The sequence below is a fragment of the Streptomyces sp. UNOC14_S4 genome, from assembly GCF_020740835.1.
Taxonomy (GTDB): domain Bacteria; phylum Actinomycetota; class Actinomycetes; order Streptomycetales; family Streptomycetaceae; genus Streptomyces.
In genome coordinates this window covers 14247-28255 of sequence record NZ_JAINFC010000033.1, presented here as the reverse complement: position 1 = coordinate 28255, position 14009 = coordinate 14247, and the positions used below count along the sequence as shown (strand labels likewise).

Genomic DNA, 14009 nt, shown 5'->3' with positions numbered 1-14009 from the left:
GAGCCCCCGCCCGTCGCCCCCGAGGACGACATGCCGGAGGAGGACGACCCGGATCTCGTCGACTCGGCCCTGACCGGCCACGACCTGATCGTCCGCGAGCTGGGCGCGACGGTGATCGAGGAAATCGCGAACAAGTAGGGAGAGGGGCCGCTCCCCGCGAGGGGCGCGGGGAGCGGCACCCCGCCCGGTCGGGCCCGCCGCAGGCGGTTCGCAACGGCCGTCCACAACATGGCGCGTCCCCCGCCCCGACCACGTAGGCTCGGGCTACCGAAGCAGCACCGAAGCAGTACTGAAGCCACACCGAAGCAGTACCGAGCAATACCCAAGCACCGCAGTCGACAGCCAGGAGCCAACCGTGATCCCCGGTGGTCAGCCGAACATGCAGCAGCTGCTCCAGCAGGCCCAGAAGATGCAGCAGGACCTCGCCGCGGCCCAGGAGGAGCTCGCCCGTACGCCCGTCGAGGGCAGCGCGGGCGGCGGCCTGGTGAAGGCCACGGTCACGGGCTCCGGTGAGCTCCAGGGCCTGGTCATCGACCCCAAGGCCGTCGACCCCGAGGACACCGAGACCCTCGCCGACCTCGTCGTCGCCGCCGTCCGGGACGCCAACGCGGTCGCCCAGCAGCTCCAGCAGCAGAAGCTCGGGCCGCTGACCGCGGGCCTCGGCGGCATCCCCGGCCTGCCCTTCTGAGGTCCGGCCAAGGCTCAGGCCAAGGCTCCAGGGCCTTCCCGGGGGCGCGCCCCCGACAACACAACCCAAGACGCAGGACGCAGAAGGAGCATTCGATCCGTGTATGAAGGCGTGGTCCAGGACCTCATCGACGAGCTGGGCAGGCTGCCCGGCGTCGGTCCCAAGAGCGCGCAGCGGATCGCCTTCCACATCCTTCAGGCCGAGCCCGCCGACGTCCGCCGGCTCGCCCATGCCCTGACCGAGGTCAAGGCGAAGGTCCGCTTCTGCGTCGTCTGCGGCAACGTCGCCCAGGAGGAGCGGTGCCGGGTCTGCCAGGACCCGCGCCGTGACCCCGCGGTGATCTGTGTCGTGGAGGAGTCCAAGGACGTCGTCGCGATCGAGCGGACCCGCGAGTTCCGCGGCCGCTACCACGTGCTCGGCGGGGCTATCAGCCCCATCGAGGGCGTCGGCCCCGACGACCTGCGCATCCGGGAGCTGCTCGCGCGGCTCGCGGACGGCACCGTCACCGAGCTGATTCTCGCCACCGACCCCAATCTGGAGGGGGAGGCCACGGCCACGTACCTCGCGCGCATGGTGAAACCCATGGGGCTCAAGGTCACGCGGCTCGCCAGTGGTCTGCCCGTCGGTGGAGATCTTGAATATGCCGACGAGGTCACGCTCGGGCGTGCCTTCGAAGGGAGACGACTTCTCGATGTCTGACGCAACGCTGCATGACGCCAAGCGCGCTCCCGACGACTTCGCCGTTCAGATCGCGGACTCGATCGAGAGCTTCATCGTCGCCGTCACCGAGGTCTCGCGCGGGGACGAGCCCGACAGTGCCGTGCCGTTCCTGCTGCTGGAGGTCTCCCAGCTCCTCCTCACGGGCGGCAGGCTCGGCGCGCACGAGGACTTCGTGCCGGACGAGCGGTACGAGCCGGATGTCGGCCCCGAGCCGGACGTGGACGAGCTGCGCGAGCGCTTCGCCCGCCTGCTCGACCCGGTGGACGTCTACTCCGAGGTCTTCGACCCGTATGTGCCGCGCAGCGCGCCCGTCGCCTGCCGGATCTCGGACGACCTCGCCGACATCATCACCGACCTGCGCCACGGGATGGCCCACTACCGTGACGGGCGCGTGAGCGAGGCGCTCTGGTGGTGGCAGTTCTCGTACCTGTCCAACTGGGGCCCCACCGCCTCGGCGTCCCTCCGGGCCCTCCAGTCCCTGGTGGCCCACGTCCGCCTCGACCAGCCGCTGGACGAGCTGGACGGGCTCGACACGGACGCCGCCGCGACGGAGGAGCAGCTCGCGGAGGAGGCCGGCCGCGTCATGGCGGCGGAGATCGCGGGCCCGCTGGGGCTGCGTACCCACTCGTAGACCCACGCGTAGCACCCACGCGTAGCCCCACTCGTAGCACCTACTCGTGGACGCGGCTCCCTGGTGTCGCCGTTCCCCGGTCCGGTGCGTCCCTCCGGGACGTTCCCGGCGAACGAACCGGACCGGTGGCTCCTACGGCGCCGTCGGCGCTGCCGGGGATGCCGGCGCTGCCGGGGACGCCCCCGGCTTCGGGAGCAGTGCTCCCATCACCAGGCCCGCGTGCTGCTGGTCCGTTATCACCAGCACCTTCTTGTCGCCGTCGACGCACTCCACCACGTATGCCCGTGGGTCGATCTGCAGCTTCTCCGCGTCCGTGCGGTACGGAGGCCGCGCCCGCAGGGCGGTCAGCGTGGGCGCGGCCTCGCGCCGGGCGAACTTCCCGGTCGGGTCGGGGCTGGAGGCGAGGCGGGCGCCGGGGCCGGCGATGAGCGTGGTGTAGCCGGAGATGGCATACGGCACGTCGCCGATGATCATTCCGTTGAAGATCTCCTCGTTCCAGGAAGGGATGGGCTTCACCGGATATGTGTCGTCGTCGGTCGCCTCCCGGCGCGCGGCGAGCGACGCCACCACGATGTAGATGGCTACGGGGACCGTGAGCCCCGCGGTGATCAACAGGGGCATCCAGGCGTCGTGCACGAGCCACGGGGTGGCGGCGGCACCGAGCCCCAGGGCGAACGCTCCGCCCGTGGGAATGGCCACCTGCCACGGCGAAAGCAGCGGTGACGTGCCGGAGCGGCGTCCGTACCAGTAGGCGACCCAGAGGCCCAGTGCCACCACGGGGACGAGCCCGAGGGCGATCGAGTACGGGAGGCGGTAGGCGCCGCGGGGGTCCTGCTCGGTGGGGGCCCGCAGGTTGTGGGCGTCGACGTAGCGGCTCTTGCCGTGCCAGTAGATGACGGTGACCCGGTCACCGGGCTTCGCGTTGAGCCACACCCGCCCGCCGTGGGCCATCTCGATGCGGTGCTGTGTGCCGTCGTCCTGTGTGACCGAGAGCCAGTAGTGGGTCGACCTGCCGGACGTGACCTCCTCGGTCATGTCGACGGTGGCGGCCTCGGGCCGCAGGCACCGCCGGTCCACCGCGTCGGAGCGGCACGGGATCGCGGCCCGGAAGGCCCGTTCCTCCGCGCGCATGCCCGGCACGGTGACGAGCAGCAGATACGCTGCCGCGATGGCACAGACCGCGCCGGCCAGGGACGCGCTCAGCGCCGTTCGCCGTTCGGCACGGGTCGGCGGACGCTCGGCGCTCATGGCCGGCTCAGCTGTATGCGCAGGCTCCGCAGGGCGGAACAGAGCTGCTTGATCATCATGCGGATATTTTCGCGCAGGGGGCAGGCGGACCTTCGGGGGGACCGGGGCTCCGGCCGCCGGGACGAGCAGCGGGATGAACGGTGGGACGAGCGCCGGGACCAACGGTGGGAAGCGACCTCGGCGACTACCCTTGATTTGTGACGGGAGTCACAAGCGTGCGGGATCCGTCGCCGGGCAGGGACAAGGCTGGAGGCCGACGCCGACGGAGCGGCGCCGTGTCGTCGAAAGTCGCGGAAAGCCATGGAAGATCGCGGAAAACTGCGGAAAGCCGCGAAGAGCCCCGGAAAGTCTTCGAGCGGCGAGGCGCGGCGAGGGGCGGCGGGCGCCCCGTCTCAGCATGCGGCGACCCGCTGGCCGAAACCGGTCGCTCGTTAGACTGAGTCGACCGCATTACACATAGTTGCGAGGAGCGCACGTGGGCCTTGTCGTGCAGAAGTACGGAGGCTCCTCCGTTGCCGATGCCGAAGGCATCAAGCGGGTTGCCAAGCGAATCGTGGAGGCCAAGAAGAACGGCAACCGTGTGGTTGTCGTCGTCTCCGCGATGGGCGACACGACGGACGAGTTGATCGATCTCGCCGGGCAGGTTTCGCCGATGCCTGCCGGTCGCGAGTTCGACATGCTGCTGACCGCCGGAGAGCGGATCTCCATGGCGCTGCTGGCGATGGCGATCAAAAACCTCGGACACGAGGCGCAGTCGTTCACCGGCAGCCAGGCCGGGGTCATCACCGACTCGGTCCACAACAAGGCGCGGATCATCGATGTCACGCCCGGCCGCATCCAGCAGTCGGTCGACGCGGGCAACATCGCGATCGTCGCCGGCTTCCAGGGTGTGTCCCAGGACAAGAAGGACATCACCACCCTCGGCCGGGGTGGCAGCGACACCACGGCCGTCGCGCTGGCCGCCGCGCTCAACGCCGAGGTGTGCGAGATCTACACCGACGTCGACGGGGTCTTCACCGCCGATCCGCGGGTCGTGAAGAAGGCCCGGAAGATCGACTGGATCTCGTTCGAGGACATGCTGGAGCTGGCGAGCTCCGGCTCCAAGGTGCTGCTGCACCGCTGCGTCGAGTACGCACGCCGTTACAACATCCCGATCCACGTGCGCTCGTCCTTCTCGGGCCTTCAGGGCACCTGGGTCAGCAACGAACCGCGAGGGGACCAGCCGATGGAGCAGGCGATCATTTCGGGTGTCGCCCACGACACGTCCGAGGCCAAGGTCACGATCGTCGGCGTACCGGACAAGCCGGGCGAGGCCGCGACGATCTTCCGGGCGATCGCCGACGCCGAGATCAACATCGACATGGTCGTGCAGAACGTGTCCGCTGCGGCCACCGGGCTGACCGACATCTCCTTCACCCTGCCGAAGACGGAGGGCCGCAAGGCGATCGACGCCCTGGAGCGCACCAAGGACCGGGTCGGCTTCGACTCGCTGCGCTACGACGACCAGATCGCGAAGATCTCGCTGGTCGGCGCCGGGATGAAGACCAACCCGGGCGTCACCGCGACCTTCTTCGAGTCGCTGTCGAACGCGGGCGTGAACATCGAGCTCATCTCGACCTCCGAGATCCGTATCTCGGTCGTCACGCGCGCCGACGATGTCAACGAGGCCGTGCGCGCCGTGCACACCGCCTTCGGACTGGACACCGACAGCGACGAGGCCGTCGTCTACGGAGGCACCGGTCGATGACCGCCGTCGGCCCCGCGGCCGGTGCCGCTGACCAGGGTTCTCCCGGCAGCCGTACCGGCCGTGGGCCGACCCTCGCCGTCGTCGGCGCCACGGGCGTCGTGGGGACGGTGATGCTGGAGATCCTGTCGCAGCGCGCGGATGTCTGGGGCGGGATACGCCTCGTCGCGTCCGCCCGTTCGGCGGGCCGGAAGCTGGCCGTCCGGGGCGTGGAGACCGAGGTGCTCGCGCTGACCGAGGAGGCGTTGGACGGCGTCGACATCGCGCTGTTCGACGTGCCGGACGAGGTCGCCGCCCAGTGGGCGCCCGTCGCGGTCGCCAAGGGCGCGGTCGTCGTGGACGGCTCCGCGGCCTTCCGGTCGGCCGCGGACGTGCCGCTGGTGGTCCCCGAGCTCAACGCCCACGCCGCCCGACTGCGGCCGCGCGGGATCGTCGCCAACCCGGACTGCGCCACGCTGTCGATGATCGGCGCGGTGGGCGCGCTGCACGCCGAGTTCGGGCTGGAGGAACTGGTCGTCTCCTCCTACCAGGCCGCGTCGGGCGCGGGCCGGGCGGGCGTCGAGGCGCTGCGGGCGCAGCTCGCCGCCGTGGCCGGCACGGAGCTGGGCGGCAAGCCCGGTGACGTGCGGCGCGCGGTCGGCGACGCGGTCGGTGGCTCGGTCGGTGACGGGGCCGGTGACGGCGACGGGGCCGGCGGGACGACCGGGCCGTTCCCGGCGCCGCTGGCGCTGAACGTGGTGCCGTGGACGGGTGAGCTGCGGGACGGCGGCTGGTCGTCCCAGGAGCTGACGATCCGTGAGGAGACCCGGAGGATCCTCGCCCTGCCCGGGCTGCGGGTGAGCGTCACCTGTGTCCGGGTGCCGGTGATCACCACCCACTCGCTGGCCGTGCACGCGCGGTTCGAGAACGAGGTGACGGCGGAACGGGCGCGGGAGATCCTGGCCAACGCGCCGGGCGTGGTGCTCGTCGACGACCCGGGCGCGGGGGAGTTCCCCACTCCGGTCGACGCGGTCGGTACGGACCCCACATGGGTGGGGCGGGTACGGCGTTCGCTGGACGACCCGAATGCGCTGGAAATGTTCGTTTGTGGCGACAATCTGCGCAAGGGTGCCGCGTTGAATGCGATTCAGATCGCCGAAGTCGTGGCGGCGGAGTCGGCCGCTCCCTAATCTGGAGGACCGCTTCCCGTTCTGGAGAACCCGTGAAGGTCCTGTGACCAGTGCGTTGGTACAGACCTCTTGAGCTGGGTGGATGATGTGTTCGAGCATTCACGCCCGGTGGAGCGGGTGCGGCGGCGGTCCCGCACCGCAACCGTCGGTCGGACGGGGAGCGTCTTTGGTGCCGTCTCTCGAGGCGATACCAAAATCGGGGCATTGGGAAAGAGCTGGTACGCATGAGGGCAAATGACGCACCGTCCCGCGGTGCTGTGTCAGACGGGCCGCCTCGCGCGTACAACCCTGACGGGGGGAAGCGTGTCCAACAGGCGTGGCAGAGGTCATCAGCATCGCAAGCGCCCCACGGCGCGGCGGCAGTGCAGTGCGCCCGCACCCCCGCACGCCGGGCGGCATGCCGGTGATCGCTCCCTGGCCGACCACGCGATCCGCCGCTCCGATTCCCCAGCAGCGCGGGGACGCTGAAGAGGCGATGGCAGCGGGCACCACAGTCGACCATCTCACCGAGACCTACCGGGCCCACTACCGGTCGCTCCTCGGGCTCGCCGCGCTGCTCCTCGACGACACCGCGTCCTGCGAGGACGTGGTGCAGGAGGCGTTCATCAGGGTGCACTCCGCGCGGGGGCGCGTCCGCGATCCGGAAAAGACCCTTGCCTATCTGAGGCAGACCGTCGTCAACCTGTCCCGATCCGCGCTGCGCCGCCGCATCCTCGGGCTGAAGCTCCTCTCGAAGCCGATGCCCGACATGGCGAGCGCCGAGGAAGGGGCGTACGAACAGCTGGAGCGAGACCAATTGATCACCGCGATGCGCGGACTGCAGCGCCGCCAGCGTGAGGTGCTCGTCCTCCGCTATTTCGCCGACATGACCGAGGCCCAGGTCGCCGAGACCCTGGGGCTCTCGCTCGGCTCGGTCAAGGCGTACGGCTCCCGGGGCATCGCGGCGCTCCGTGCCGCCATGGAGGCTCCGGCATGAACGACCGTTTTCCGCGGGAGGGGCAGGGATCCTGTGAGGATCCGGGCTCGTCCGAGTCGCTGGACGAACAGGCGCTGCGGCGGCTGTTGCAAGGCGCCGTCGGCGACCTCGAACCGTCTCCCGACGCGCTGGAACACCTCCGGCATGCCGTGCCCGCCCGGCGTACCCGCCGTCGGCAGGTTCTCGTCGGTGCCGCGGCCGCGGTGATCCTCGGCGGTACGGCCCTGCCCGCGTTCCTCCATGTCGCGGTGATCGACGGCACCTCGGAGGAGCGCCACGCCAACACCGCCAGCGCCCACAGCGCCGAGCGCGGGGCGGAGGCGGGGGCGCCGACGGGCCGCGGCGGCAGTGCCTTCGAGGGCGACCAGCCGCGTTCGAGCGTGCCCGACCGCAAGGAGCAGCGGGAGGCCGAGCGCCAGCAGACCCCGAACGGCAGCGTCGCCCCCGACAACGAGATCAAGCCGTCCGGCTCGCCGGGCGGCACCCTGCCCGACCCCACCGGCACCTTCGCCGCGATCTCGCCCACATGCGTCCGCGACCAGCTCGGCAGGGGCACGGGCTCGGTCGGCACCGCCGACAAGGAGGGCCGGGTCTACGGCGCCTTCCGCGTCGTGAACGTCTCCCACTCCATCTGTACGGTCGCGGGGTCCGGCACGGTCTCCGCCACCGCCCACGGCAGCGCCGACCCCTCGCGCGTCTCCGTCGTCGACCACACGCCGGGCGACGCGGCCACCGGGCTGCCCGATCCGACGGGCGACTCCGGCGAGGTCATCCTCCAGCCGGGCCAGGCGTACGAGGTGAAGTTCGCCTGGATCCCGTCGAAGGAAGGCTGCGCCAAGCCGTCCGGAGGCGGCTCCCCGGCCCCGGGCATCGCCGCCGCCACGCCGTCCGCGGCGGGCCCGGTCCCGGCCGCGGGCCCGCCGCCGGGCGTCGCCGACCCGGGCGGCGCACCGCCGCCCCCGCCGAGCGTCGTCCTCAGCCACACGCCGGAGGGCGGCGAACCCACGGCCGCGGAAGCGAAGATCGACGACGCGTGCGCGGGCACGGTCTATCGCACGGGGCCGCTGGCTACGGCGTCGTAGCCACGCCCGGGGCTGCGCCCCCGGCCCCCGCCCAGTGGGGTGCCTCGTGCGGCCGTCACGCGGCTGCGGGTTGTGGGTGGCCGGTCGCGCAGTTCCCCGCGCCCCTGTCGGGGCGTTGCCCCGGGGGCTTGGCCCGTCGGGAGTCCAGGGGGCGGAGCCCCCGGTAGCGGGTGGCTGGGGGCGCAGCCCCCAGAAAAAACTTTCCCCCAGCCACCCACCAGGGTCCGGGGCACAGCCCCGGACCCGAAGGGCACCGCCGTGAGGCGTACCCGTACCGTGGAGGCGTGTACCGGTTCCTGCTGACCCCCCGTTGGTGGGGGATCAACGCCTTCGCCGTGCTGGCCATCCCCTTCTGCCTCTTCATGGGCAGCTGGCAGCTCGGCCGTTTCGAGTCCCGCGTCGACTCGCACCGCGAGCAGCAGACGCAGGCCGAGACCGCCGGGACCGCGAAGGCCGAGCCGATCGACGGCCTGCTGCCGGTCAGCACCGAGACCTCGGGCCGCAAGGCTGTCGCCGAAGGCCGTTACGACACCGAGCACCAGCTGCTCGTGCCCGACCGCGACCTGGACCGCGACAAGGGCTTCTACGTCCTGACCCTGCTGCGGACCGACCACGGCAAGGCCCTGCCCGTCGTCCGCGGCTGGCTGCCGGGCGACCCGGGCTCCAAGGCCGATGCCGCCGCCGTGCCCGCCCCGCCGACCGGGCACGTCACCGTCACCGGCGCCCTCCAGGCCTCGGAGAGCGCCGGCTCCAAGGGCGTGCACGCGGGCGGCGGCCTGCCCCAGGGGCAGCTCGGCATCATCAGCGCGGCCACGCTGGTGAACCTCGTGCCGTACGAGGTCTACGACGGCTGGATCACCGCGACGGAGGCCGAGGGCAAGCTGACCCCCGTGCCGCCCGCCGCGCCCCCCGGCAGTGGCCTGGACCTCAAGGCGTTCCAGAACCTCGGCTACACCGGTGAGTGGTTCGTCTTCGCCGGCTTCGTCGTCTTCATGTGGTTCCGCCTCTTCCGCCGCGAGGCGGAGGCGGCCCGCGACCTGGCCCTCGGCATCACCCCCGACGATCCGGACGCCGGGCCAGATGACGCTCGACAAAATCGATCTCCAGCCGGAGCTGCTTGACCCGCTCCTCCACGACCAGCGAGCCGTGGCCCGCGTCGTAGCGGTACACCTCCAGCGGGTGGCCGCGCTCCGTCAGCCGGTCCACGTAGTTCTCGATCTGGCGGATCGGGCAGCGCGGGTCGTTCATCCCCGCGGAGACGAAGACGGGGACGCGCACCTCGTCCACGTACGTCAGCGGTGACGACGCCGCGTAGCGCTCCGGCACCTCCTCCGGGGTGCCGCCCAGGAGCGTGCGGTCCAGCGCCTTCAGCGCCTCCATCTCGTCGTGGTACGCCGTGACGTAGTCCGCGACGGGCACGGCCGCGAGCCCCAGCGCCCACGCGTCCGGCTGGGTGCCCAGGCCCAGCAGCGTCAGATAGCCGCCCCACGAGCCGCCCGAGAGCACCAGCCGCTCCGGGTCCGCGAGGCCCGAGGCCACCGCCCACTCCCGGACGGCGGCGATGTCCTCCAGCTCGATCAGGCCCACCCGGTGCTTGAGGGCGTCCGTCCAGGCCCGGCCGTAGCCCGTCGAGCCCCGGTAGTTGACGCGCACGACCGCGAACCCGTGGTCCACCCAGGCGGCGGGACCGGCCGCGAACTCGTCGCTGTCGTGCCACGTCGGGCCGCCGTGGACGTCGAAGACCGTCGGGAACGGGCCCTCGCCCTCCGGCTTCTGGACCAGCGCGTGCACCGTGCCGCCCGGGCCCTCCACCCAGACGTCGGTGACCGGGACCGAGTCCGGGGCCCGGCCGATGCCGCCCGGCACCGACGGCGGCTCCAGCACGAGCCGCCCGCTCGTGGACCGCACCGCGGGCGGGGTCGCCGCCGACGACCACAGGAACTCCACGGTGCCGTCCGGGCGCGGCAGCGCCCCCGACACGGTGCCCTCCGGGGTGTCGAGCCTGCTCGGCCGCGCGTCGGCCAGGTCGTACCGCCACAGCTCCGAACGCGCCTGGTAGCTGTGCTCGATCAGCAGCGCCGCCCCGTCCGGATACCAGTCGGCGTGCAGGTCACCGGGCAGGTCCAGGGCCAGCGGCGTCTCCTCGCCCGTGACCGCGTCCCACAGCATCGGCTCCCAGCGGCCGCGCCGCTGGTGCCCGACGAGCAGCCGGGAGTCCCCGTCGACGGGGGCGAAGCCCATGACCGCCAGCCCCAGCTCCTCCGTGCCCCCGGCGGTGTCGTCCAGGTCGGCGACCACGGTGCCGTCCGCGCGGACGATCCGGATCGCCGAGTGCATGGCGTCGCCGTGCTCGGTGTGCTCGATGGCGATCAGCGTGCCGTCGTGGGAGAGGCCGCCGACGCCCGCGGACTCCTCGTGGCGGTAGATCTCCACCGGCTCGGTGCCGGGGTGGGCCACGTGCACCGTGGAGCCCCCGTCGTCCGTGGACCGGCCGACGACCACCGTGCCGTCCCGGCCGAGGGCCAGGCCCGCCGGGTAGGAGGGGGCGAGACCGGGCACGGCCGTCTCGTCGGCCCCGCCGCGGAACGGCTGGCGCATCCAGACGCCGAACTCGTCCCCGTCCTTGTCGGCGAACCACCAGATCCACTCGCCGTCCGGGGACAGCACGCCACCCGTCGTGCCGTTGGGACGGTCGGTGGCCTGCCGCTGCTCGCCCGTCGCGCGGTCCCACGCGTACAGCTCGTACGTGCCCGTCACGTTCGAGGTGAACAGCGAGCGGGCCGGGGCGTCCTCCGCCCACTGCGGCAGGCCGACTCTCGGCGCCCGGAAGCGCTTCTCCCAGTCCGGCATGGTCTCCGTGGCGCGCGGCGCGGTGTCCTCCCCCGTCGCGACGCCGGTGGTCAGCTTGGCCCCGTTGCTCTCGGTCATGGACCCCATTCTGCGGTGTCCGGAGCGAACCGTGTCGGGAGTACCTCCGGCCTGTGGATAACTTCCCCGGTGCCCATGGTGGTTTCCCGCGCCCACTCGTCGTCGAAGCCCGCCAGGAAACCCGTCAGGGTCTCTGTCAGGTGGTCCAGCGAGCGCGCGCGGAACAGCACCCGCTGGTATCCCGAGACCAGATAGCGCGTCCGGGCCATGACACCCGGATCCAGCTCGCGGACGTCGCACTCGTCCAGCCGCGCCAGCTCGCCGGAGGAGGAGAGCAGCGCCGCGCCGTACGCCTTGACACCCCCTCCCTCCGCGACGACACCGGCCTCCAGCGTGAACCAGTAGACCCGGTTGAGCAGCGTGAGGGCCTCGGGCGTGCGGACGCGGACGGCGGCCTGTCCGAAGAGACGGTAGAGCTCGGCGAATCGGGGCGACGACAGATGGATGCCGTGGCCGACCACGTCATGGATCACATCGGGCTCGGGCGTGTACAACGGCACCGCCGGATGCCGGACGTACTGCACGGCGTGGAAGTACCCGAGGTCGAGCGACCTGAAGAAGCGCCCGTCCTCCACCAGCCCGCCGGTGAGCGTGAAGTCGAATCCGGTCAGCGGCCGCAGCGCCGCGCCGACGTCCGCGAGCTGCGGAATGCGGTCCGCCGGAATGGGCGCGTCCGTGGCGGCCTCCAGGACCGCGGCGCACGCGTACCGGGAGTGCGCGTCCGCCAGTGCCGCCCGTACGGTGCGCCAGGTCGCGTGCTCGCTCTCGGTGTACGCCGCGTACGGGACGGGGTCGCCCACCCGATGGCCGCGGGCCGGGCGCGCCAGGGCGTTCCGCCGCTCCCGGTAACGCGCGTCGCGCCGCCCGGGGTGTTCCGCCGCTGTGCCGAGCCGCCCGTCGGGCGTCACCGGTGTCCGCCTCCGCGCATCACTCATGACACACAGGGTGCCCGTGTCAAGCCGGGCGGTAACCGGCGAGGCGGGACCAGGAGGAGCGGAGGGAAGGGGCGGAGGGAGGCGCGGAGGCGGGTGGCATGCCGATGTCCATGTCATTCGGCACGCGGGATAGCCTTCCCAAGGTTTGTCTAAAAATTGCTAAAAACTCACAAAGATCGCAAACAGGGGTGGATCGCCGTATCGAACCCCGTAGCTCCCGAGGAAGAACCCGAATGACCACCCCGCCGCCTCCGCCGCCCGCCCCGCAGGATCCGCCGCAGTGGGGGACGCCGCCCGGGTCTCCGACGGGGGCGGTGCCGCCGCTCGGCCCGGTGCCGCCTGCGGGGCCCGTGCCGCCGATGGGTACGGGACCGATGGGCCCGGTGCCGCCGATGGGTGCGGGGCCGATGGGGCCGGTGCCGCCCATGGGGCCCGTGCCGCCGGTGGGGTTCCCGCCGTTCGTGGAGTCGCCGCGCAACGGGGCGGGCATCGCCGCTCTGGTGCTGGGCCTCGTCGGCGCGTCGATCGCCGGCGTCCCCTTCCTCTTCTGGGCGGGGGCCATTCTCGGCGTCCTGGCCGTGGTCTTCGGTGTGGTCGGCATCGGCCGGGCGTGCAACGGCGCGGCGACGAACAAGGCGATGGCCATCGTGGGCACGGTCTTCGGCGGCCTCGCCTGCGCGCTGGCCGTCGTCGGGCTCCTGCTGACCGTCGGCCTGATCGACAAGGCCAAGAAGGAGATCGACGAGGAGGACCGGAAGAGGGACACGACGGCCACCGCGCCCCCCTCGGCCTCTGACGGACCCGACGAATCCGACGAGCTCGACAAGGACCGGAAGTCGGCCGACAAGCTCACGCTCGACTTCGGGAAGACGGCGTCCTACCGGGACGGTCTCAAGGTCACCGCCTCCCAGCCGGAGGAGGTGGAGCTCGGCAAGTACTCGGCCAAGGAGGGCTTCGTCGCCTACAAGGTGGAGATCACCGTCGAGAACGGCACCGGCAAGGACGTCGACCTCGAACTGACGCAGGTCAAGGCCCGTGACGGCGACGGCGCGGGTCTCGAGCGCACCTACGACTTCACCAAGGGCCCCAGCTTCAACCAGGGCATCACGGGCCGCCCCCACCCGGGCAAGTCGGTCACCGGCACCTACGTCTACCTGGTGCCGGAGAAGAAGGCGCACGACCGCATGGAGGTCAGCGTCGAGCCGGGCGTGATCACGTACAAGGAAGCGACCTGGACCGGTGCCGTGAAGTAACGGCACCTGTGTGACCGGTGGCCCCGGGGCGGCATGCGCCCCGGGGCTCTTCGCGTCCAGGGCTTCTTCGCGCCCGGGGCTTCTTCATGCCTGGGGGTTTTCGTGCCCGGGGGCTCATCGCTCCCCGGGCTTCTTCACATCGGGATCTGAGGGCTCAGGTGGTCGGGGGAGTGGTGCCGGGGGCGGCGTTGATCGTGAGGTGGGAGAAGTTCCCGCCCTGGACGACCGTTTGCTGCGTGCCACCGCTGATGTCGTTGTGGACTTCGTGAGCGGTGTTGTGGACCGTCCCGGTGGTGCCCACCTCCTGGGCCTGCCGCCACCACGCCGTGACGAGCTCCCGGAACTCGGTATCCAGGGCTGCCCGGACGCCCAGTGCCGTGGCCAGTGCCTGGGCTCGCATCTGGTCCTCCGGGGCGTCCTCCAGCGCTGTGAGCTCGGGCAGGCCGGAGCTCACGGCGAGGTCGTCGGTCCCGTCCTGAGTCCCCGCGCGGCGGCCGAAGGGGCGCCGGACGAGGGCGGAGAGCCCCTGCCACGCCTGACGTCCGGCTTCCCCGCCGACGCCTCCGGCCAGCGCCGCGAGAGCTGCTGCCGAGATCGGATCCATGGGTGCACTCCCTGGGTTGTCTGTAATGGAC

Annotated in this window: 13 protein-coding genes; 9 read left to right on the top strand and 4 right to left on the bottom strand. The window is 71.7% G+C overall.

Annotated features, from left to right (window positions below; all coding sequences use genetic code 11):
• Nucleotides 1–355: 355 nt before the first annotated feature.
• From K6I34_RS05370 to K6I34_RS05360, 3 genes are all read left to right on the top strand, one after another.
• Nucleotides 356–688 (top strand): YbaB/EbfC family nucleoid-associated protein, encoded by a 333-nt coding sequence (locus K6I34_RS05370; RefSeq protein ID WP_229322908.1) that lies wholly within the window; start codon nt 356–358, stop codon nt 686–688.
• Between the two features lie 99 nt (nt 689–787).
• Nucleotides 788–1387, top strand: coding sequence for a recombination mediator RecR (gene recR / locus K6I34_RS05365; RefSeq protein ID WP_229322907.1), 600 nt, complete (start codon nt 788–790; stop codon nt 1385–1387).
• Nucleotides 1380–2039: a DUF5063 domain-containing protein gene (locus K6I34_RS05360; RefSeq protein WP_229322906.1), complete on the top strand. Its 660-nt coding sequence runs from the start codon at nt 1380–1382 to the stop codon at nt 2037–2039. The genes recR and K6I34_RS05360 overlap by 8 nt, the downstream gene beginning before the upstream one ends.
• Nucleotides 2040–2171: 132 nt before the next feature.
• Here the strand turns inward: K6I34_RS05360 and K6I34_RS05355 are convergent, their stop codons facing one another.
• Nucleotides 2172–3287, bottom strand: coding sequence for a hypothetical protein (locus K6I34_RS05355; RefSeq protein WP_229322905.1), 1116 nt, complete (start codon nt 3285–3287; stop codon nt 2172–2174).
• A 475-nt stretch (nt 3288–3762) separates the two neighbouring features.
• Here K6I34_RS05355 and K6I34_RS05350 point away from each other — a divergent pair, with 475 nt between their 5' ends.
• From K6I34_RS05350 to K6I34_RS05330, 5 genes are all read left to right on the top strand, one after another.
• Nucleotides 3763–5034 (top strand): aspartate kinase, encoded by a 1272-nt coding sequence (locus K6I34_RS05350; RefSeq protein WP_229322904.1) that lies wholly within the window; start codon nt 3763–3765, stop codon nt 5032–5034.
• The gene (locus K6I34_RS05345; protein ID WP_229322903.1) at nt 5031–6200 is read left to right on the top strand and encodes an aspartate-semialdehyde dehydrogenase; all 1170 of its coding nucleotides are present in this window, start codon (nt 5031–5033) and stop codon (nt 6198–6200) included. The genes K6I34_RS05350 and K6I34_RS05345 overlap by 4 nt, the downstream gene beginning before the upstream one ends.
• 316 nt (nt 6201–6516) lie before the next feature.
• Nucleotides 6517–7176 carry a SigE family RNA polymerase sigma factor gene (locus K6I34_RS05340; protein WP_229322902.1) on the top strand — a complete coding sequence of 220 codons (660 nt, stop codon included), beginning with the start codon at nt 6517–6519 and terminating at the stop codon, nt 7174–7176.
• Nucleotides 7173–8258, top strand: coding sequence for a hypothetical protein (locus K6I34_RS05335; protein ID WP_229322901.1), 1086 nt, complete (start codon nt 7173–7175; stop codon nt 8256–8258). Before K6I34_RS05340 ends, K6I34_RS05335 begins: the two co-directional genes overlap by 4 nt.
• Nucleotides 8259–8542: 284 nt before the next feature.
• Nucleotides 8543–9379, top strand: a complete 837-nt coding sequence (locus K6I34_RS05330) for an SURF1 family protein (protein ID WP_229322900.1) — start codon at nt 8543–8545, stop codon at nt 9377–9379.
• Here K6I34_RS05330 and K6I34_RS05325 read toward each other — a convergent pair.
• Both K6I34_RS05325 and K6I34_RS05320 read right to left on the bottom strand, forming a co-directional pair.
• On the bottom strand, nt 9309–11186 hold the full coding sequence (locus K6I34_RS05325) for a prolyl oligopeptidase family serine peptidase (RefSeq protein WP_374230815.1): 1878 nt from the start codon (nt 11184–11186) through the stop codon (nt 9309–9311). The genes K6I34_RS05330 and K6I34_RS05325 overlap by 71 nt on opposite strands.
• Nucleotides 11183–12121 carry a phenylalanine 4-monooxygenase gene (locus tag K6I34_RS05320; protein WP_229322899.1) on the bottom strand — a complete coding sequence of 313 codons (939 nt, stop codon included), beginning with the start codon at nt 12119–12121 and terminating at the stop codon, nt 11183–11185. Before K6I34_RS05320 ends, K6I34_RS05325 begins: the two co-directional genes overlap by 4 nt.
• A gap of 359 nt (nt 12122–12480) precedes the next feature.
• Here K6I34_RS05320 and K6I34_RS05315 point away from each other — a divergent pair, with 359 nt between their 5' ends.
• Nucleotides 12481–13374, top strand: a complete 894-nt coding sequence (locus tag K6I34_RS05315) for a DUF4190 domain-containing protein (RefSeq protein ID WP_229322898.1) — start codon at nt 12481–12483, stop codon at nt 13372–13374.
• Nucleotides 13375–13528: 154 nt separating this feature from the next.
• Here the strand turns inward: K6I34_RS05315 and K6I34_RS05310 are convergent, their stop codons facing one another.
• Complete coding sequence (locus K6I34_RS05310; protein WP_229322897.1) at nt 13529–13978, bottom strand: hypothetical protein; 450 nt, start codon at nt 13976–13978, stop codon at nt 13529–13531.
• Nucleotides 13979–14009 lie beyond the last annotated feature (31 nt).